Origin of the sequence: Inquilinus ginsengisoli, from assembly GCF_031453975.1 — a bacterium.
Taxonomy (GTDB): Bacteria; Pseudomonadota; Alphaproteobacteria; order DSM-16000; family Inquilinaceae; genus Inquilinus; species Inquilinus ginsengisoli_A.
In genome coordinates, this window is sequence record NZ_JAVDPW010000010.1 from 105,251 (window position 1) to 123,003 (window position 17,753).

Genomic DNA, 17,753 nt, shown 5'->3' on the forward strand with positions numbered 1-17,753 from the left:
CAAGTGTTTAGTGTTTGTTCTCGTCAAGCCGGTGTCCGGGGCGGTCACCACGGCAGCAGGAACCCGGCGAGGGCCAGCAGCAGGGCGGGCGGCATGACGATGCAGCCGAGGCGCAGGAACTGCAGGGCGCCGACCTCGATGCCCTCGCGGCGCAGGGCGACCAGCCACAGGATGGTGGCCAGAGACCCGGTGACCGACAGGTTGGGGCCGAGGTCGACGCCGATCAGGGCGGCGCCGGCCAGCTGCGGCGGCACCGGTGCCTGGGCGAGGGTGGATTGCACGATCAGCCCGGCCGGCAGGTTGTTCATCAGGTTGGTCGCCACCGCCACGATCACGCCGACGCCCCAGGACGTGCCGTCGATGGAGCGGGAAGCGGCCTCCTGCAGGGTGCCGGCCAGCAGGTGGACCACGCCGGTGCGGTCCAGCCCCTCGACCAGCACGAACAGGCCGGCGACCAGCGGCAGCACCTCCCAGGAGATGCTGCGCATCAGCCGCCACGGCGCGGCGCGGCGGTGCAGCAGCACGATGGCGGTGGTGGCCAGGCCGGCCAGCGCGGTCGGCAGGCCGAGATCCAGCCCGAAGCCGGAGGCCAGCAGCAGCACCACGGCGGTGGCGCCGAGGCCCCAGGCGGCGATGTGGCCGCCCGGCGGCAGGGCCGGCACCACGATGTCGGTTGCGATCGGCGCGCGCAGCGCCTTGGCCTGGGTCAGCCGCAGCGCCACGAAGGTGGCGCCGATCGCCAGCACCGACGGCAGGGTGAACCAGGACAGCCAGGTCAGCAGCGGCGGCATCTGGCTGCCGAACACCACGAGGTTGGCCGGGTTGGAGATCGGCAGCACGAAGCTGGCGGCGTTGGCAATGAAGGCGCAGATGAACAGGTAGGGCAGGGGCGGCGCCCCGGCCGCCCGCGCCACGGCATAGACCGCGGGCGTCAGCACCACCGCGGTGGCGTCGTTCGACAGGAACACGGTGACGACGATGCCGACGACATAGGTCAGCCCGAACAGCCGGCTGGCCGACCCGCGGGCCTGGCGGGCGGCGATCGCCGCGGCCCAGTCGAACAGCCCTTCGATCCGGGCCAGCTCGGCCAGCAGCATCATGCCGATCAGGAACAGGTAGACGTCGGCGCCCTTGCCGATGGCCATCAGCGCATCGCTGCCGGACAGCAGGCCGAACCCGACCAGGGCCGCGGCGCCCGCCACCGCCCAGATCGCCTCCGGCAGGCGCCAGGGCCGTGCGATCACGCCGATGGTGGCCAGCGCCGCGATTCCCCAGGTGGCGGCGGCGCTGTCGGTCAGGATGCTCATCGGGGGCTTCGGCCTCTGTTCCCACGGCGATCGGGCGCCGAGGCTTCGGGGCCCCGGCCCAAGGCCATGTCCGCACAATTCGTTCGGCGGCCGTCGGGTTCCCACGCGACCGTCGTTGCAGAATTGCCAGCGATGCAGGGGCGGCGTCCAGCCTTTGTGTCGGGCCGATCAGGCGTTCAGGCGCTCCACCTTGTACAGGCGCCGGTCGACCAGGTTGTAGATCTGGGCATAGAAGCGCCAGGTGCCGCCGCGCCTGACTCCGATGATCGTCGCGAGATTGCCGGGTTCGCCGTAGGAGGTTTGGCCGGGGCGGGATTCGCGATCGAAGAAATGGGCCATCGGGCCCAGCGATCCCGCGTCGCGCATGGCCTGGTAGTCCGCGGCGTCCGGCTGGCGGCCCTGGGGCGGGCGGATATGCGACACGATCAGGCCGCCACCCTGCGACGCGGTGCCGATCGAGAAGGTGCAGCCCGACAGCTGGGAGGTGAAGGCGATGTCGGGGCCTTCGGTGCCGGAGAGCAGGGTGTGGCGGTTGGCCATCCGGGTGGTGTCCTCGGCCATCGGCACGTACCAGACCTCGGCGACGTCGGGCCCCAGCGCGGCGTTGCTGTTGGCGGGCAGCTGGGCGAACTGGATGGAGGGGCGGTCCTTCTGCTTGGACCGCAGGCCCGCGATGCCGGTCTGGAAGCCGCGGAACGCCGCGCGCCCTTCGGTGCGCAGCTGGAATTTCGCCCGCTTTTCCTGAAGCTGCGTCAGATCGGGCGCCCGGCCGGCAATGGCCACCGCGTAGTGGCGCAGGAAGGCCTCGGGGTCGGCGCGCAATTCGTCCAGGACGGTCGCCATGGTCATCGATCCGGTGCTCACTCTCACGAAAGCCAGTTCCGGATGCATTTTACGGCAAAAGCTCCACAAAAGTGTTTCATCGCCCGATCATCGCGTTACGCCTGCAATGTTGGGCCGACCGTGCTTGGGGGTCGTCAGCCAGAGCGGCGGGCAAGGCAGCCATGCCCGGCGCCTCTATGTCGCCCCGGTGTGGTTCGGCTTGCTGATCGTGGCCTATCGCCTGATCGGCCCGCGCGCCCGGCCGGCTCTCGGCCTGTCCTGACCGTCGCATCCCCTTGGCGCCTGTCCCCGCCCCAGGCATAAGGGCGGGGACGTGGCGCGGAGGGATGCGATGGGCGGCAACGGACCGATCGGGTTGATGGCGGCGATCCCGCAGGAGCTGGCGGCGCATGCCGATCTGGTGATCCGGCAGGAGCGCGAGATCGCCGGTTGCCGCTTCCGCATCGGCCGGCTCGGCGGCAAGGATCTGGTGGCGGTCGAGGCCGGCATCGGCAAGAGCCATGCGGCCATGGTCGCGACCCTGCTGCTGCAGGAGTTCAAATGCCGGGCGCTCTTGTTCTCCGGCGTCGCCGGCGGGCTCGACCCCGATCTCGGCATCGGCGATGTGGTGGTGGCCGACCGGCTGGTGATGCATGATTACGGCGCCCTGGTCGGTGGCCGGCTGAAGCCCTACCAGCCCGGTGTCCCGCCGCTGCCCGGTTTCCCCGAGGACATCGGCTACATCCTGCCGCCCGACCTGATGTCGAAGATCAAGGACGCACTGGAAGGCGTTGATATCGGTGGATTCAGTGCCGCGGCGACCGGCGGCGAGCCGCATCGCTCCCGACTGATCTTCGGCACCATCCTGACCGGGGACAGCTTCGTCAACGACCCCGTGGCGCGCGAGCGGCTGCATCTCGGCTTCGGCGGCGTGGCGGTGGAGATGGAGGGCGCGGCGGTGGCGGCGGTGGCCCAGCGCTTCGGCGCCCCGGCGGTGGTGGTGCGGGCGCTCAGCGACCTCGCCGGCGGTGACAGCCACATGGACTTCCCTGCCTTCCTCGACGCCGCCGCCGGCATCGCCGCCCGCGTGGTCGGACGCATCGTCACGGTGCTGTAGCGGTCCCTCACAGATTCACCAGCCGCTGCGTCAGGCCCTGCACCAGGCTGGTGAAGCCCGGGTCGGCGGGCCCCGCAGCCTGGTCGAGATAGCCGGTGGCCGCGGATTGCGCCCTGCCGTCGATGCAGGTGGCGGCCCGGACCACGATCGGGCGCCGCGCCGCCTCGGTGGCCACCGGCCGGCCGTTGCACAGCGCCTCCGGCAGCAGCCCCGCCGCCGGGTTGAAGGCAAGGGCGACAAAGGGCTTCGGCCCCGCGCCGTGGCCGGCGGCCGGGACGAAGCGGGTGGCGAAGGTCTCGCTCATGATCCGCGTCACCGCGGCGGTGAAGTCCGGCATGGTGACGCCCCGGGCCGCGAACGGGTCGCCCTGCACCGCGGTGGCCACGCCGGCCCCGTCCACGGTGTTGGTGAAGGGCAGCAGCGAGACCGGGTCGATCTCATCGGGCACCACGCGCGGCAACGCGAACGCCGACAGGGTGGTGCCGGCCAAAGCGAGGGCGGCCAGCGGCGGCAGGCGGAACCAGGGGAAGCGGGCGAGGGACATGATCTTGTCCATGGGTTGGCGTCGTGAACCGACAGACCGTTGACCCCGCGGGCCCCCCGGCTATTCCGCGGCCCCGCATGAAGCTTTTGTCATCTCCGGCACGGCAATGCCGAACCGCCGCCCTGATGCGGATTTTCCACCCATGCCTAACCGGGTTGGAGGTTATAGTGTCAGACGGGCCGGGCAAGGCCATGGCGGACGACCGTCCTGGAGCGGTCCCGACCCCTCGGCAAGAAACGCGAATTGCGAGGAGGAGCCTGATGAAGACCATCCTGCCTTCCAAGACTTTGGCCGTCGCCACCCTGGCGCTCTGCGCGGCGCTGTCCCCCGGCGCCCGGGCCGGCACGCCGGAGGAGGACCTGGCCGCGGCCAGGCCGGTGATCGACGCGGCCAACGCCGACTGGATCCCGGCGCTGGAGGCGCAGGACGCCCGCCGCGCCGTCGCCCCCTTCGCCGACGACGCCATGTTCATCCTCGGCGACGGCAAGACCATTGCCGGCCGGGCGGCGATCGAGGCCTTCATCGCGGAGCGTTTCGCGCCCGGCAGCAAGGTCACCGGCGGCACCATCCAGCAGGACGGCATCCAGTCGATCCGCGACGGGCTGATCTACGAATGGGGCCATGGCGGCACCACCAGGGTCGACGCCAAGGGCGAGACCCACAGCTCCTCCGGCCCCTATCTGACGGTGTGGCGCCGCAACCCGTCCGGCCAATGGCAGATCGTGCGCAACCTGACCTTCTGAGCGGGGACAGGGGCCGGGCGACCTCCGGCCCCTCGGCCTACACCGACGCGACGATCCAGAGCGCACCGCCGACGGCGATCGCATCCTCCAGCAGGGCGATCGGCAGGTCCCGGCCCGCCGCCGCGGCCAGCCGCATCCGGGCCTGATAGCCGGCCAGGGTGCCGATCACGGCGCCGATGGCGCCCGCCGCCGCGCCGCCGATCAGCATGCTGCCGGGCTCGCCCAAGGCGGCGCCGCACAGCGCCCCGACGATGATCCGGAAGGCGAAGGGCCCTGGCGCCTTGCGGCTGCCGGTCCGCGGCAGCTGGTCGGCGACCAGCTCCGCGATCGCGGCCAGGGTGAGGATGTAGGGCGTGGCGGTGTAGCCCAGGAACTCCAACCAGGTGCCACCCAGCGGCAGCCAGCCGAGATGGGCGGCCCAGGCCACGGCCGCCGGCGCGGTCAGCGCCCGCAGCCCGGCCACGACCCCGATCAGCAGCGCCAGGACAAGGATGGACATCGCTCTCTCCCTCCGAACGGTCGGCCGCGGAGGGCCGCGCCGAATGTCTCGGATGGAGTGTGCAGGGATGTGCGATTCGGCTCCAGCGGAGATAAATCCGTACAGGCAGGGCTGCTTCCCCGCTGCCGTCTTGACCCGGCCGCCTAGGCCGCCCTTCTATCGGGTCTCCCAAGCCGCGAGACGATCCATGGACTACCAACCCAGGCTGCGCGACCACGGGCTGCCGCATGATCCGTTCAAGGCGCTGGTGGTGCCGCGGCCGATCGGGTGGATCAGCACGGTCAGCCCCGCGGGCGTGGTCAATTTGGCGCCCTACAGTTTCTTCAACGCGGTGGCGGACCGGCCGCCGATGGTGATGTTCGCGCCCAGCGGGCCGAAGGATTCGCAACGCAACGCCGAGGTCACCGGTGAATTCGTCGCCAACCTCGCCACCTGGGACCTGCGCGAGCAGATGAACACCACCTCGGCCACCGTCGGCCCCGAGGTGAGCGAAGCCGACCTCGCCGGGCTGGAGATGGTGCCGTCGCGGCTGGTGAAACCGCCCCGGGTGGCGGCGGCCGCCGCGGCGCTGGAATGCCGTTGGGTCAAGTCGGTGCCGCTGACGACGGCGGCGGGCGAGCCGATGCCGGGCGCGATCGTGATCGGCGAGGTGGTGTCGATCCACATCGACGATGCGGTCATCGTCGACGGCCGCATCGACCTCTCCGCCCGGCGCGCGATCTCGCGGCTCGGCTACATGGAGTACGGCGTGCTGGACACCGTCTTCAGCATGCAGCGGCCGCGCTGAGGGTCGGCCTTCCCCCTACCGTCATTGCGAGGAGGCGAAGCCGACGAAGCAATCCATGGTCCCGCACGAGCGGCCCGATGGATTGCTTCGCTGCGCTCGCAATGACGATGTGGGGAAGCCGGAAAGGCTACGCTCACGCCAAAGGCGACGGGAGGGTGAGGGTGGCATGGCCGTGAGTCGGGCGCCTCAGCCCTCGCCCAGCACCGTCGCGATTGCGCCGGTCAGCACCGACAGCTCGTCCAGCGCGATGGTGAAGGCGGGGGTCAGGTAGACGATGTTGCGGAACGGCCGGACCCAGACGCCGGCCGCGACGAAGCGGCGCTTCAGGGCCGCGAGGTCGCGGATCGCTTCCAGCTCGACCACGCCGATGGCCCCGAGCACGCGGACGTCGCGCACGCCGGGCAGGGTGCGGCAGGGTTCCAGCTCGCGCTTCAACTGGGCCTCGATCGCCGCCACCTGCTGCAGCCGCGGCTCGGTCTCGAACAGGTCCAGCGTGGCGTTGGCGGCGGCGCAGCCCAGCGCGGTGCCCATATAGGTCGGGCCGTGCATCAGCGCGTGGCCGGGGTCGTCCGACCAGAAGCCCTCGAACACGCTGGCGGAGGCCACCGTCGCCGCCAGCGGCAGGGTGCCGCCGGTCAGGCCCTTGGACAGGGTCAGGATGTCGGGCACCACCCCGGCCTGCTGGCAGGCGAACATCGAGCCGGTGCGGCCGAAGCCGGTGAAGATCTCGTCGAAGATCAGCAGCACGTCGTGCCGCTCGGCCAGGTCGCGCAGCCGGCGCAGCACCTCCGGCTCGTGGAACAGCATGCCGCCGGCGCCCTGGACCAGCGGCTCGACCAGGATCGCCGCGATCTCGGGACCGCGCCGCTGCAACAGCGCATCCAGCGCCGCCAGACCGGCCGCGTCGCGCGGCAGGTCGGCGATCACATTCTCCGGCAGCAGCCCGCCGAAATGGCTGTGCATGCCCTCCTCGGGGTCGCACACGGCCATGGTGGCGATGGTGTCGCCGTGATAGCCGCCGCGGAAGGCCAGGACCTTCGACCGGCCCCTCAGCCCGCGGTTCAGCCCGTACTGCACCGCCATCTTGATCGCGACCTCGACCGCGACCGAGCCGGATTCGGTGAAGAACACCCGGTCGAGATCGCCGGGCAGCAGCGCAGCGAGGCGCGCGGCCAGGCGGTAGGGCTGCTCATGCGCCAACCCGCCGAACATGACATGGGGCAGGGCCGCGAGCTGCCGCTCCACCGCCTGGCGGATGTGCGGGTGGTTGTAGCCGTGGCAAGCGGTCCACCAGCTGGCGATGCCGTCGATCAGCTCGCGCCCGTCCGCCAGCCGGATGCGCACGCCCTCGGTTGCCACCACCGGCAGCGGCACCGCCGCATGCTTCATCTGGGCGTAGGGCAGCCAGACATGCAGCCAGCCCTGGTCGAGCCAGGCAGGACCCTCAGGCGGCATCGGCGCTGGCGATCTCCGGGCCCGGCTCGGGCACCATGCCCAGCCGGTCGAGCAGCGCCTGGTCGCGGTCCTCGCCCGGGTTCCGGGTGGTTAGCAGCTTGGCGCCGCAGAAGATCGAGTTGGCGCCGGCGACGAAGCACAGCGCCTGCATCTCGTCGGTCATGTCCTCGCGCCCGGCCGACAGCCGCACCTTCGAGGCCGGCATGACGATGCGGGCCACGGCGATGGTGCGGACGAAGTCGATCGGGTGCACCCGGTCGCTGCCCGCCAGCGGCGTGCCCTCGACCTGGATCAGCAGGTTGATCGGCACGCTTTCGGGGTGCACCGGCAGGCTGGCCAGGCTGTGGATCAGCGAGGCGCGGTCGCCGATCGATTCGCCGAGGCCGACGATGCCGCCGCAGCACACCGAGATGCCGGCGTCGCGGACATGGGACAGCGTGTCCAGCCGGTCCTGGTAGGTCCGGGTGGTGATGATCTCGCCGTAGAATTCCGGCGAGGTGTCGAGGTTGTGGTTGTAGTAGTCGAGACCGGCCTGCTTCAGCCGCCCGGCCTGGTCCGGGGTCAGCATGCCCAGGGTCATGCAGGTCTCCATGCCCATGGCGCGCACGCCCTCGACCATGGCGCAGACCTTGTCGATGTCGCGGTCCTTGGGCGACCGCCAGGCGGCCCCCATGCAGAAGCGGGTGGCGCCGCCGTCACGGGCCTCGCGCGCCTCGGCCAGCACGGTCTCGACCTCCATCAGCTTGGAGGCGTCGACGCCAGTCTCGAACTGCGCGCTCTGCGGGCAGTACGCGCAATCCTCGGGGCAGCCGCCGGTCTTGATCGACAGCAGCCGCGACATCTGGACCTCGGCCGGGTTGAACCGCATGCGGTGCACGGTCTGGGCCTGGAAGATCAGCTCGGGGAAGGGCAGGGCGAACAGGGCCCGGATCTCCGCCACCGTCCAGTCGCTGCGCACCTGCCCGAGCGGGGCCGGGGGGCGCGTGGCGGTGATCGTGGCCGTGGTCGTGATCATCTGGCGGTCCAGGGTCGTCATCGCGCGGACATCTCCCGAGGGGCGCAATTGCGCCCGATGGGACCCGAAGCTACTGTCCCGGCCGGCCACGTCAAGCCATCTCCGCCGCCCGGCACGTGAACTCGTAAGACCAAGCGCATGAAATCCCTCGATGAATTCGCCACGGGGAAGCTCCGCTCCCTGGCCGCGCGCAGCCTGCTGCGCACCCTGCAGCCGACCGAAAGGCTGGATGGACTCTGGATCCTGCGCGGCGGCCGCCGGCTGCTGTCCTTCTGCTGCAACGACTATCTGAACCTCAGCCAGCACCCGGCGGTGAAGGCGGCGGCGCAGGCGGCGGTCGAACGCTACGGCGCCGGGGCGGGCGCCTCGCGACTCGTGACCGGCAACACCCCGCTGCTCGACGAGCTGGAACGCCGGCTGGCGGTGCTGAAGGGGGCCGAGGCGGCCTGCGTCTTCGGCTCCGGCTACCTCGCCAATGCCGGCATCATCCCGACCCTGGTCGGCGAGAACGACCTGATCCTGGTCGACGAGCTGGTGCATTCCTGCGTCTGGACCGGGGCGAAGCTGGCCGGGGCGCCGGTCGCCGTGTTCCGCCACAACGACCTCGGCCATCTCGCCGAGCTGCTGCAGGCCCGGCGGCGCAAGCATGAGCGCTGCCTGATCGCCACCGACGGCGTGTTCTCGATGGATGGCGACCTGGCGCCGGTGCACGACCTCGCCGCGCTGGCCGCGGACCACGATGCCTGGCTGCTGACCGACGACGCCCACGGCATCGGCGTGGTCGGCGGCGGCCGCGGCTCCAGCTTCATCGGCGGCCGCAAGGCCGATGTGCCGCTGCAGATGGGCACGCTGTCCAAGGCGGTCGGCAGCTATGGCGGCTATCTCTGCGCCGCGGCGCCGGTGATCGACCTGATCAAGAGCCGCAGCCGCACCCTGGTCTATTCCACCGGCCTGCCCCCGGCCTCGGCCGGGGCGGCGCTGGCGGCGCTGGACCTGATCGAGGGCGATGCCGCGCTGGTCGCCCGGCCGGTGCTCAAGGCGCGGCTGTTCACCGGGCTGATGGGCCTGCCGCCGGCTGACAGCCCGATCGTGCCGGTCATCATCGGCGACGCCGCGGCGGCGCTGGACGCTGCGAAGCGGCTGGAGGCCGATGGCTTCCTGGTGACCGCGATCCGGCCGCCGACGGTGGCGCCGGGCACCTCGCGGCTGCGCGTCACCTTCACCGCCAACCATCCCGAGGCCGAGATCGAGCGCCTGGCCAAGGCCTTGAGGGCGCAGGGTTTGGGGCGATGAGCGCGCTGTTCATCACCGCCACCGGCACCGAGATCGGCAAGACCTTCATCACCGCCGCCCTGGCCCGGCACCTGCGCGGCCAGGGCCGGGCGGTGCGGGCGCTGAAGCCGGTGGTCAGCGGCTTCGACGATTCGACCAAGGGCGACAGCGACCCGGCGGTGCTGCTGCGCGCGCTCGACCGGAAGACCACCGACGCGGCGCTGGCCGAGATCGCGCCCTGGCGCTTCGTCCCCCCGCTGTCGCCGGACATGGCCGCGCGGAGAGAGGGCCGGGCGATCGACTTTGCCGCGCTGGTGGCCCATGGCCGCGCCGCCATCGCCGCGGCGGGCGACGACCCGCTGCTGGTCGAGGGCGTCGGCGGCGCCATGGTGCCGCTGACCGGGCGCGAGACCGTGCTGGACTGGATGGCGGCGCTGGGCGTCCCGGTGCTGCTGGTCGCCGGCAGCTATCTCGGCACCATCAGCCACACCCTGACCACGCTCGCCGTGCTGCGCGGCGCCGGGCTGGATGTCCGCGCCATCGTCCTCAGCGAGACGCCCGGCAGCACCGTGCCGCTGGAGGAGACCCGGGAGACCATCGGCCGCTTCGCCGGCGCCGTCCCGGTCTTCGCACTGGAGCGGCGGGGACCGGAGGCCGATCCCGCGGCGATGGCGGCGATCGCCGCGGCGGCGCGGATCTGACCGAGAGGGAACCGATCGGCCGTTTGTCCCGTTCCGGCTCTTACGTCATCCGCCGAGGCCCGGCGGATCGGAGTCGGAGGGGGATACATGACGAGATCACGCACCGCGTCGCCATGGCGGACCAGCGCCATGGCCGGTGCCGGCCTGCTTCTGCTCGCGGGCGCCGCGCAGGCGCAGGTCACCACGCCGACCGTGGTGAACCCGACACCGGAAGCGCCGCATCCCCTGGCCGAGGACACCGGCTCGATCCTCGGCTTCACCCTGGAGAACGACCTTTTCGCCAGGACCGACCGCGGCTACACCAACGGCTTCCGCTTCTCCTACACCACGTCGGAGGCCGGGACGCCGGACTGGCTGCTCAACACGGTGCGGGCGCTGCCGCTGTTCCCGGATGCGGCGCCGGTGCGATCCAGCTTCAGCTTCGGCCAGAGCATGTTCACCCCGAAGGACATCACCCGGCAGAACCCGGACCAGCACGACCGGCCCTATGCCGCCTGGCTGTACGGCGGCGCCGCCTTCCTGGCGGATTCGGGCGACCGGCTCGACCGGCTCGAGCTGCAGATGGGCGTGGTCGGCCCCTACGCGCTGGGCGAGCAGGTGCAGAGCACCGTGCACCACATCATCGATGTGAACCGGGCGCGGGGTTGGAGCCATCAGCTGCACAACGAGCCGGGCGTGATCCTCAGCTACGAGCGCACCTGGCGCAGCCTCTATGTCGCGGCGCCGCTGGGCATCGGCTTCGACCTGTCACCCTATGTCGGCGCCACCGTCGGCAACGTGCTGACCCAGGCCTCGGCCGGCGCCACCATACGCCTCGGCTTCGACCTGCCCGTCGATTACGGCCCGCCGCGGATCCGGCCCAGCATCCCGGGCTCGGACTTCTTCATCCCGACCAGCGGCTTCGGCTGGTATTTCTTCGCCAGCGTCGAGGGCCGCGCCGTGGCCCGCAACATCTTCCTCGACGGCAACACCTTCGAGGACAGCCCGCACGTCACCAAGAACCCGCTGGTCGGCGACCTGCAGCTCGGCGTCGCCATGACCATCTCCGGCGCCCGCCTCGCCTACACCCATGTCTTCCGGACCAAGGAGTTCGAGGGCCAGAAGGGCGGTGACCTCAGCCAGTACGGCGCGCTCTCGCTGTCGTTGCGGTTCTAGGCGCGGGCCGCCAACGCCTTGGCGATGCGGGCGCCGAGGCGGGCGTTGTGCTCGACCAGGGCGATGTTGGCGGTCAGGCTGCGGCCGCCGGTCAGGGCGACGATGCGGGCCAACAGGTAGGGCGTCACGTCCTTGCCGCCCACGCCCTCGCGCCCGGCGTCGGCCAGGGCGCTGGTGATGGCGGCGTCGATCTCGGCCTCGGGCAGCGCATGTGCCTCCGGGATCGGGTTGGCGATCACCGCCCCGGCCGGGAAGCCCAGCGCCGCCTGGGCGTCCAGCAGGGCGGCGACCTCCTCCGGCGTGTCGCGGCGCAGCGCCAGGGCCAGGCCGCTGGAGCGGGAGAAGAAGGCGGGTAGGGTGCCGGTGCCGTAGCCGATCACCGGCACGCCGCGGGTCTCGAGATATTCCAGGGTCTTGGGCAGGTCGAGGATCGACTTGGCGCCGGCGCAGACCACCGCCACCGGGGTGCGCGCCAGCTCGTCGAGATCGGCCGAGACGTCGAAGCTGGTTTCGGCGCCGCGATGCACGCCGCCGATGCCGCCGGTGGCGAAGACGCGGATGCCGGCGAGGTGGGCCGCGATCATGGTCGCCGCCACCGTGGTGGCGCCCAGCCCGCCCGACGCCAGGATCCCGGCCAGGTCGCGGCGCGACAGCTTGGCCACGCCCTTGGCCGTCGCCAGCCGGTGCAGCAGCGCCTCGTCCAGCCCGACATGGATGCGGCCGTCGGCGACGGCGATGGTCGCCGGCACCGCGCCCTCCTCGCGGATGATGCCCTCGACCCGCTGCGCCATCTCCAGGTTCTGGGGATAGGGCATGCCGTGCGAGATGATGGTGCTCTCCAGCGCCACCACTGGGCGGCCGGCGGCCAGGGCGGCGGAGACCTCGGGGGCGATCGAGAGAAGGCTGTTCATGGCGGTCCTCAGGCGGAGAGCAGGGCGCGCCGGCGCAGCGCGTCGGCGGTCAGGGTTTCGGGCACGGCGGTCGGCGCCTCCAGCGCCAGCGCCGCGGCGGCGCGGCCCAGCCGGGCGGCGTCGGGCAGGGCCAGGCCGGTGACCAGGCCGTAGAGCGTGCCGGCCGCGGCGGCGTCGCCGGCGCCGGTGACGTCGACCAGGTCGGCCGGGCAGGCGGGGATGGCGGCCTCGCCCACGGCATCGGCGATCAGGGCGCCGTCGCCGCCGCGGTTCAGCACGACGCGGGCGACGCCGGCGGCGCGCAGCCGGCGCAGCGCCGCCCAGGCGGTGGCCTCGTCGCTGACGGGATGGCCGGTGATGGCCTCGGCCTCGTCGCGGTTGAGGCACAGCAGGCCGATGCGGTCGAGCATGCCGCGCAGCTTCTCGGATTTCGGCGAGGACACGGCGTCGACCGCGACCAGCGCGGGCCGGCCGGGATGGACCAGGATCGCCGCGATCCCGTCGGCCGGCAGGTTGGCGTCGACGAACCAGGCCGACGCCGCTTCCGCCGCCGCCAGGGCCGGGGCCAGCACCGCCGGGCCTATCTCGTCATAGATGCCCATGTCGGCGATCGCGACCGTCATCTCGCCGCCGGGCTCCAGCACTGCGGTGTAGCTGGCGGTGCCGCTGGTCGCCGACCGGGTGACCTGGGACAGGTCGAGGCCCAGCCGGACCATCGCCGCCAGGATGCGCTCGGCCGACGGGTCGGACCCCATGCGGCTGACCAGCCCGACCGGCAGACCCAGCCGCGCCAGGGTCTCGGCCACGTTGCGGGCGACGCCGCCCAGGCTGGTGCGGATCGTCACCGGATTCGAGGTGCCCAGCCGGACGGTGCGGTGGGCGCGGGCCTGGCGGTCGATGTTGGCGGCGCCGAAGCACCAGACGGGCAGCGTCATCAGGATCTCTCGCCGGACTCGGCCGCACCCTGCGTCCGGTTCCGGCGAAACGCAAGATCCGGGGTTGCGGCGCGGCCCCGCAACCGGCAGCATCCAGCCCATGCGAAGGCTTCTGCTGCTCTGCGCCCTGCTGTTCGGGCTCACCGCTCCGGCCCTGGCCCAGACCTCGGCCGGGCCGTCGGGGACCTATCGCGGCCAGGTCACCTCCGGCGGCGCGCTGGCGCCGTCGACCCTGACTTTCCTGCCCGAGCGGCATGGCGGCTGCTACCACATCGTCGACGCCAGCGCCGGTCCCTATGACGGGATGCTGAGCGACGGCCAGGCCCTGGGCGGCGACCGCCACCGCTTCGTCTGGACCGACAAGTTCGGCACCGGCAGCGTGATCTTCGCGTTCAAGGAGGGCGGCACCGGGTTCAGCGGCAAATGGTATGTCGCCGACCGCCTCGCCGGGATCTGGCTGGGCAAGCGGGTGGCCGATGACGGGATTGGCTGCAAACCGGCCCCGGTGGCGTCCGCCGACTAGGGCTGGATTTGGCGCCGGCCCGGTCCATGTCCTATCGTCGAGCCATGCCGAATCCACGCCCCGACCAATGGATCCGAGTGCAGCCCGAGGGCCTCTTCGTGGTGCCCGGCGGCTTCCATGTCGACCCGATGCGGCCGGTCCCGCGGGCGCTGGTCACCCATGGCCATTCCGACCATGCCCGGCCCAACAACGCCGCGGTGCTGGCGACGGCGGAGACGCTGGCGATCATGCGTGCTCGCTACGGCGACGCCGCCGGTGGCACGCTGCAGCCGGCGGCCCTGGGCGAATCCATGCGGATCGGCGAGGTCGATGTCAGCTTCGTGCCGGCCGGCCACGTGCTCGGCTCGGCCCAGATCGTGCTGGAGCATGCCGGCAGCCGGGTCGTGCTCTCCGGCGACTACAAGCGGCGGCCGGACCCGACCTGCCGGCCGTTCCAGCCGGTGCTGTGCGACGTGTTCGTCACCGAGGCCACCTTCGGCCTGCCGGTGTTCCGCCACCCGCCGGACAGCGGCGAGATCGCCCGGCTGCTGCATTCGATCGCGCTGTTCCCGGAGCGGGCGCATGTCGTCGGCGTCTATTCCCTGGGCAAGTGCCAGCGCGTGATCTGCCTGCTGCGCCAGGCCGGCTGGGACCGGCCGATCTACCTGCATGGCGCGCTGCAAGCCCTGTGCGACCTCTACGAATCGCTCGGCGTGCCGCTGGGCCCGCTGCTGCCGGCCACCGGGGCGTCGAAGGCCGAGCTGGCCGGGCAGGTGGTGCTGGCGCCGCCCTCGGCCATCGCCGACCGCTGGTCGCGCCGGCTGCCGGATCCGGTGGTGGCGGCGGCGTCGGGCTGGATGCGGGTGCGCCAGCGCGCCCGGCAGGGCGGCGTCGAGCTGCCGCTGGTGATCTCCGACCATGCCGATTGGGACGAGCTTCTCGCCACCATCGACGAGGTCGAGGCCGGCGAGGTCTGGGTCACCCATGGCCGCGAGGAGGCGCTCATCCACCAGCTGCGCAGCACCGGCCGCGCTGCCCGGGCGCTGGCGCTGATCGGCTTCGAGGAGGACGACGGCGCATGAGGGCGTTTGCCGCGCTGATCGAGGGTCTCGTCTACATGCCGTCGCGCAACGGCAAGCTGCGGCTGCTGGCCGACTATTTCGAGCACACCGCGGATCCCGACCGCGGCTGGGCGCTGGCGGCCCTGACCGGGGGACTGAGCTTCGCCTCGGTCAAGGCCTCGACCATCCGCGGCCTCGCCACATCAAGGGTCGACGAGACGCTGTTCGGCTGGTCCTATGACTTCGTCGGCGACCTCGCCGAGACCGTGGCGCTGATCTGGCCGCCCAAGCCGGGCGCCAACCGGCAGCCGACCATCACCGAGGTGGTGGAGGAGCTGCGCGCCACCTCGCGCGCCGCGGCGCCGATGCTGGTCGAGCGCTGGCTCGACGCGCTGGCGGCGTCGGAGCGCTTCGCCCTGCTGAAGCTGATCACCGGCAACCTGCGCATCGGCGTCTCCGCCCGGCTGGCCAAGGTGGCGCTGGCGGAATGGGGGCAGCAGCCGGTCGACGCCATCGAGGAGCTGTGGCACGCGCTGGAGCCGCCCTATGAGGAGCTGTTCATCTGGCTGTCGGGGCAGGGGCCGAAGCCGGAGATCGGTGACCGCGCCACCTTCCGCCCGCTGATGCTGGCGCATCCGCTGGAGGCCGAGGACATCGCGGCGCTGGACCCGGCGGCCTACCGCGCCGAATGGAAGTGGGACGGCATCCGGGTCCAGGTGGTCGGCCGCGGCGACCGGCCGCCGCGGATCTATTCGCGCAGCGGCGACGACGTCACCGGCGCCTTCCCGGACCTCGCCGACACCATCCGCTTCCACGCCGTGCTGGACGGCGAGCTGCTGGTGGCGCGTGACGGGCTGGTGGCGCCGTTCAACGACCTGCAGCAGCGGCTGAACCGCAAGGCCGTCACCGCCCGCATGCTGGCCGACCATCCCGCCTGGGTGCGGCTCTACGACATCCTGTTCGAGGGTGAGGAGGACCTGCGGCCGCTGCCGCTCGACGCCCGCCGCATCCGGCTGGAATCTTGGATCGCGCGCGAGCAGCCGGTGCGGATGGACCTGTCGCCGTTGATCCCGTTCGGGAGCTGGGACGAGCTGGCGGCCCTGCGCGACGGCGCCCGGGCCCAGGCGATCGAGGGGCTGATGCTGAAGCGGGCCGACAGCGATTATGTCGCCGGCCGGCCGAAGGGACCGTGGTTCAAATGGAAGCGCGGCGCCCTGACCCTCGACACCGTGCTGATGTACGCCCAGCGCGGCCACGGCAAGCGGTCATCCTTCTACTCCGACTATACCTTCGGCACCTGGCGGGCGGAGGCGGAGGGCGACCGGCTGGTGCCGGTGGGCAAGGCCTATTTCGGCTTCACCGACGAGGAGCTGGCGCAGCTCGACCGCTGGGTGCGCGCCCACACGGTCAAGCGCTTTGGCCCGGTGCGCGAGGTCGAGCCGCTGCTGGTGCTGGAGGTGGCCTTCGACAGCGTCCACCGCTCGACCCGCCACAAATCCGGAGTCGCAATGCGATTCCCCCGGGTGCACCGCATCCGCTGGGACAAGCCGGCCGGTGAAGCCGATCGCCTGGAGACGTTGGAGCGAATGATTGTCGAGTAATACTTCAATTTAACATTAGTTCAACTTGGCAATAACATTTTGTTCAAACCGCTCGCGTAATAGGCGTTGACAGTCATCGCCGGCTGCGAGAGGTTCGATGCAAGAACGGCCCGCCACGAGAGGTCGCCGAGCACTTGATGCCAGCAGATGAGGCCGCGCCCGAAGAAGGCGGCAGTCGTACGCTTTCTCGCGGACCGACGGCAGAAACACGGATGGGTAAGATGTTGGCGACTGCTACCAAACCGACCCTCCAGAGGCCCGATCATAAGGTCGGACGATGGCGGAACTGACGGGCATGTCGCCCTGTTCCCCGTCCGCTCCTGTCATTGGTCGGCGCTGAGCGCCGATCCACCAGAGGTCGAGCTCACAATGGTTCGTTCCGAAGCGTTCACGATCGAGGTCGCCGGCGAGGCGGTCGGTATCGTCGTGGCGCAGAAGCGGGGCTTCCGCTTCTACGCATCCGATTCCCGGTTCCAGGGCCTCGAAGGCCAGATTTTCCGCACCGTCGCCGAGGCGGAGCGCATCGCCCGGCAGACCGAGCGCGCGGCGCCGCCGGCGATCGGCATCGCCAGCTGAGGACCCGCCGGCCGCTGCTGGCCGACGTCCCGAATCCCCATCACAGTGCTGCATGGCCCGTGTGACCGGGCCGTGGAGAGACGACGATGAGTCCAGCATTGTTACTGATTGCATCGCCGTCGGCGATCGGCATCGCCACTGAGGCAGAGCGGTAGAGCGGTTGCGGCGAAAGGCAATCGGCGGGCGAGTCCCCGTGCGATCTCGCCCCCTTCACTTGTCATCCTCGGGCTTGACCCGAGGATCCAGGGGCTATCGAGAGCGGTGCGTGGGGCCCCTGGATTGCCCGGTCAAGCCGGGCAATGACAGAAAAATAAGGTGAATTCCAGACCCTAGCAGCAATCCTAGGCGTCGTCCGGGGACGATGCCTGACATGGCCGCGGTGGGTTGGGAGTCCGGGAACTGGTGCTGCCGCTGAGGATTGAACTCAGGACCTCTCCCTTACCAAGGGAGTGCTCTACCACTGAGCTACGGCAGCCCGCCTTCGAAGCGGCGCGGAACCTGCCATACCGCCGGGGGTGGTGCAAGCGCTTTTCCGTGATCGTATCCACCCGGATCCGATCGCCGGAATTGCGACTCACGCCGCCGCCGACAAGGCAGGGAACGCGAGAGGTGGTGCTGCCGCTGAGGATTGAACTCAGGACCTCTCCCTTACCAAGGGAGTGCTCTACCACTGAGCTACGGCAGCCCGCTTCAAGGCGGCGCAATCGGCCACATCGGCGGCCCTGACGCAAGTGCTTTCGCGGATCTTTG

At 71.1% G+C, this 17,753-nt stretch carries 19 protein-coding genes and 2 tRNA genes; 11 read left to right on the forward strand and 10 right to left on the reverse strand.

Annotated features, from left to right (window positions below; genetic code table 11):
- Nucleotides 1–44: 44 nt before the first annotated feature.
- Both E9232_RS26725 and E9232_RS26730 read right to left on the reverse strand, forming a co-directional pair.
- Nucleotides 45–1,307 carry an arsenic transporter gene (locus tag E9232_RS26725; RefSeq protein ID WP_309799298.1) on the reverse strand — a complete coding sequence of 421 codons (1,263 nt, stop codon included), beginning with the start codon at nucleotides 1,305–1,307 and terminating at the stop codon, nucleotides 45–47.
- 168 nt (nucleotides 1,308–1,475) lie between these two features.
- Nucleotides 1,476–2,150 (reverse strand): hypothetical protein, encoded by a 675-nt coding sequence (locus E9232_RS26730; RefSeq protein ID WP_309799299.1) that lies wholly within the window; start codon nucleotides 2,148–2,150, stop codon nucleotides 1,476–1,478.
- On the opposite strand from E9232_RS26730, the gene E9232_RS26735 reads away from it, so the two are divergent.
- Complete coding sequence (locus tag E9232_RS26735; RefSeq protein ID WP_309799301.1) at nucleotides 2,149–2,412, forward strand: hypothetical protein; 264 nt, start codon at nucleotides 2,149–2,151, stop codon at nucleotides 2,410–2,412. The genes E9232_RS26730 and E9232_RS26735 overlap by 2 nt on opposite strands.
- Nucleotides 2,413–2,481: 69 nt before the next feature.
- Nucleotides 2,482–3,246 (forward strand): 5'-methylthioadenosine/adenosylhomocysteine nucleosidase, encoded by a 765-nt coding sequence (locus E9232_RS26740; RefSeq protein WP_309799303.1) that lies wholly within the window; start codon nucleotides 2,482–2,484, stop codon nucleotides 3,244–3,246.
- A 7-nt stretch (nucleotides 3,247–3,253) separates the two neighbouring features.
- On the opposite strand, the gene E9232_RS26745 is transcribed toward E9232_RS26740, so the two are convergent.
- Nucleotides 3,254–3,802, reverse strand: a complete 549-nt coding sequence (locus tag E9232_RS26745; protein WP_309799305.1) for a hypothetical protein — start codon at nucleotides 3,800–3,802, stop codon at nucleotides 3,254–3,256.
- A gap of 248 nt (nucleotides 3,803–4,050) precedes the next feature.
- Between E9232_RS26745 and E9232_RS26750 the strand changes: the two genes are divergently transcribed.
- On the forward strand, nucleotides 4,051–4,533 hold the full coding sequence (locus E9232_RS26750) for a YybH family protein (protein ID WP_309799307.1): 483 nt from the start codon (nucleotides 4,051–4,053) through the stop codon (nucleotides 4,531–4,533).
- A 37-nt stretch (nucleotides 4,534–4,570) separates the two neighbouring features.
- Here the strand turns inward: E9232_RS26750 and E9232_RS26755 are convergent, their stop codons facing one another.
- Nucleotides 4,571–5,032, reverse strand: coding sequence for a DUF4126 domain-containing protein (locus tag E9232_RS26755; RefSeq protein WP_309799309.1), 462 nt, complete (start codon nucleotides 5,030–5,032; stop codon nucleotides 4,571–4,573).
- Between the two features lie 187 nt (nucleotides 5,033–5,219).
- Here E9232_RS26755 and E9232_RS26760 point away from each other — a divergent pair, with 187 nt between their 5' ends.
- Nucleotides 5,220–5,819: a flavin reductase family protein gene (locus E9232_RS26760; RefSeq protein WP_309799310.1), complete on the forward strand. Its 600-nt coding sequence runs from the start codon at nucleotides 5,220–5,222 to the stop codon at nucleotides 5,817–5,819.
- A gap of 186 nt (nucleotides 5,820–6,005) precedes the next feature.
- Here the strand turns inward: E9232_RS26760 and E9232_RS26765 are convergent, their stop codons facing one another.
- Both E9232_RS26765 and bioB read right to left on the reverse strand, forming a co-directional pair.
- Nucleotides 6,006–7,274, reverse strand: a complete 1,269-nt coding sequence (locus tag E9232_RS26765; RefSeq protein ID WP_309799312.1) for an adenosylmethionine--8-amino-7-oxononanoate transaminase — start codon at nucleotides 7,272–7,274, stop codon at nucleotides 6,006–6,008.
- On the reverse strand, nucleotides 7,264–8,310 hold the full coding sequence (gene bioB / locus E9232_RS26770; RefSeq protein WP_445351992.1) for a biotin synthase BioB: 1,047 nt from the start codon (nucleotides 8,308–8,310) through the stop codon (nucleotides 7,264–7,266). The genes E9232_RS26765 and bioB overlap by 11 nt, the downstream gene beginning before the upstream one ends.
- 117 nt (nucleotides 8,311–8,427) lie before the next feature.
- Here bioB and E9232_RS26775 point away from each other — a divergent pair, with 117 nt between their 5' ends.
- The 3 genes from E9232_RS26775 to E9232_RS26785 all read left to right on the forward strand — a co-directional run bounded on the left by E9232_RS26775 (nucleotide 8,428) and on the right by E9232_RS26785 (nucleotide 11,417).
- Nucleotides 8,428–9,582 (forward strand): aminotransferase class I/II-fold pyridoxal phosphate-dependent enzyme, encoded by a 1,155-nt coding sequence (locus tag E9232_RS26775; protein WP_309799313.1) that lies wholly within the window; start codon nucleotides 8,428–8,430, stop codon nucleotides 9,580–9,582.
- Nucleotides 9,579–10,262, forward strand: coding sequence for a dethiobiotin synthase (bioD, locus tag E9232_RS26780; protein ID WP_309799315.1), 684 nt, complete (start codon nucleotides 9,579–9,581; stop codon nucleotides 10,260–10,262). The genes E9232_RS26775 and bioD overlap by 4 nt, the downstream gene beginning before the upstream one ends.
- Before the next feature lie 87 nt (nucleotides 10,263–10,349).
- Nucleotides 10,350–11,417 (forward strand): lipid A deacylase LpxR family protein, encoded by a 1,068-nt coding sequence (locus E9232_RS26785; RefSeq protein ID WP_309799317.1) that lies wholly within the window; start codon nucleotides 10,350–10,352, stop codon nucleotides 11,415–11,417.
- On the opposite strand, the gene E9232_RS26790 is transcribed toward E9232_RS26785, so the two are convergent.
- Nucleotides 11,414–12,328, reverse strand: coding sequence for a pseudouridine-5'-phosphate glycosidase (locus E9232_RS26790; protein ID WP_309799319.1), 915 nt, complete (start codon nucleotides 12,326–12,328; stop codon nucleotides 11,414–11,416). The genes E9232_RS26785 and E9232_RS26790 overlap by 4 nt on opposite strands.
- An 8-nt stretch (nucleotides 12,329–12,336) precedes the next feature.
- Complete coding sequence (locus E9232_RS26795) at nucleotides 12,337–13,263, reverse strand: PfkB family carbohydrate kinase (protein ID WP_309799321.1); 927 nt, start codon at nucleotides 13,261–13,263, stop codon at nucleotides 12,337–12,339.
- A gap of 100 nt (nucleotides 13,264–13,363) precedes the next feature.
- On the opposite strand from E9232_RS26795, the gene E9232_RS26800 reads away from it, so the two are divergent.
- The 4 genes from E9232_RS26800 (at nucleotide 13,364) to E9232_RS26815 (ending at nucleotide 17,003) form a co-directional block, all read left to right on the forward strand.
- Nucleotides 13,364–13,786, forward strand: coding sequence for a hypothetical protein (locus tag E9232_RS26800; protein ID WP_309799323.1), 423 nt, complete (start codon nucleotides 13,364–13,366; stop codon nucleotides 13,784–13,786).
- A gap of 26 nt (nucleotides 13,787–13,812) precedes the next feature.
- A complete protein-coding gene (locus E9232_RS26805) occupies nucleotides 13,813–14,847 on the forward strand; it encodes a ligase-associated DNA damage response exonuclease (RefSeq protein WP_309799325.1) in 1,035 nt (344 codons plus the stop codon).
- A complete protein-coding gene (locus tag E9232_RS26810) occupies nucleotides 14,844–16,427 on the forward strand; it encodes a cisplatin damage response ATP-dependent DNA ligase (RefSeq protein ID WP_309799327.1) in 1,584 nt (527 codons plus the stop codon). Before E9232_RS26805 ends, E9232_RS26810 begins: the two co-directional genes overlap by 4 nt.
- Nucleotides 16,428–16,796: 369 nt before the next feature.
- Nucleotides 16,797–17,003 (forward strand): hypothetical protein, encoded by a 207-nt coding sequence (locus tag E9232_RS26815; protein ID WP_309799329.1) that lies wholly within the window; start codon nucleotides 16,797–16,799, stop codon nucleotides 17,001–17,003.
- Nucleotides 17,004–17,403: 400 nt separating this feature from the next.
- On the opposite strand, the gene E9232_RS26820 is transcribed toward E9232_RS26815, so the two are convergent.
- Together E9232_RS26820 and E9232_RS26825 are read right to left on the reverse strand one after the other, a co-directional pair.
- A tRNA-Thr gene (locus E9232_RS26820) sits at nucleotides 17,404–17,478 on the reverse strand.
- A gap of 135 nt (nucleotides 17,479–17,613) precedes the next feature.
- Nucleotides 17,614–17,688 (reverse strand) — tRNA-Thr (locus E9232_RS26825).
- Nucleotides 17,689–17,753 lie beyond the last annotated feature (65 nt).

Coding starts and splice junctions, on each gene's coding strand:
- E9232_RS26725 (WP_309799298.1), bottom strand. CDS start 1,307: ATGAGCATCCTGACCGACAGCGCCGCCGCCACCTGGGGAATCGCGGCG.
- E9232_RS26735 (WP_309799301.1), top strand. CDS start 2,149: ATGGTCATCGATCCGGTGCTCACTCTCACGAAAGCCAGTTCCGGATGC.
- E9232_RS26730 (WP_309799299.1), bottom strand. CDS start 2,150: ATGGCGACCGTCCTGGACGAATTGCGCGCCGACCCCGAGGCCTTCCTG.
- E9232_RS26740 (WP_309799303.1), top strand. CDS start 2,482: ATGGGCGGCAACGGACCGATCGGGTTGATGGCGGCGATCCCGCAGGAG.
- E9232_RS26745 (WP_309799305.1), bottom strand. CDS start 3,802: ATGGACAAGATCATGTCCCTCGCCCGCTTCCCCTGGTTCCGCCTGCCG.
- E9232_RS26750 (WP_309799307.1), top strand. CDS start 4,051: ATGAAGACCATCCTGCCTTCCAAGACTTTGGCCGTCGCCACCCTGGCG.
- E9232_RS26755 (WP_309799309.1), bottom strand. CDS start 5,032: ATGTCCATCCTTGTCCTGGCGCTGCTGATCGGGGTCGTGGCCGGGCTG.
- E9232_RS26760 (WP_309799310.1), top strand. CDS start 5,220: ATGGACTACCAACCCAGGCTGCGCGACCACGGGCTGCCGCATGATCCG.
- E9232_RS26765 (WP_309799312.1), bottom strand. CDS start 7,274: ATGCCGCCTGAGGGTCCTGCCTGGCTCGACCAGGGCTGGCTGCATGTC.
- bioB (WP_445351992.1), bottom strand. CDS start 8,310: ATGACGACCCTGGACCGCCAGATGATCACGACCACGGCCACGATCACC.
- E9232_RS26775 (WP_309799313.1), top strand. CDS start 8,428: ATGAAATCCCTCGATGAATTCGCCACGGGGAAGCTCCGCTCCCTGGCC.
- bioD (WP_309799315.1), top strand. CDS start 9,579: ATGAGCGCGCTGTTCATCACCGCCACCGGCACCGAGATCGGCAAGACC.
- E9232_RS26785 (WP_309799317.1), top strand. CDS start 10,350: ATGACGAGATCACGCACCGCGTCGCCATGGCGGACCAGCGCCATGGCC.
- E9232_RS26790 (WP_309799319.1), bottom strand. CDS start 12,328: ATGAACAGCCTTCTCTCGATCGCCCCCGAGGTCTCCGCCGCCCTGGCC.
- E9232_RS26795 (WP_309799321.1), bottom strand. CDS start 13,263: ATGACGCTGCCCGTCTGGTGCTTCGGCGCCGCCAACATCGACCGCCAG.
- E9232_RS26800 (WP_309799323.1), top strand. CDS start 13,364: ATGCGAAGGCTTCTGCTGCTCTGCGCCCTGCTGTTCGGGCTCACCGCT.
- E9232_RS26805 (WP_309799325.1), top strand. CDS start 13,813: ATGTCCTATCGTCGAGCCATGCCGAATCCACGCCCCGACCAATGGATC.
- E9232_RS26810 (WP_309799327.1), top strand. CDS start 14,844: ATGAGGGCGTTTGCCGCGCTGATCGAGGGTCTCGTCTACATGCCGTCG.
- E9232_RS26815 (WP_309799329.1), top strand. CDS start 16,797: ATGGTTCGTTCCGAAGCGTTCACGATCGAGGTCGCCGGCGAGGCGGTC.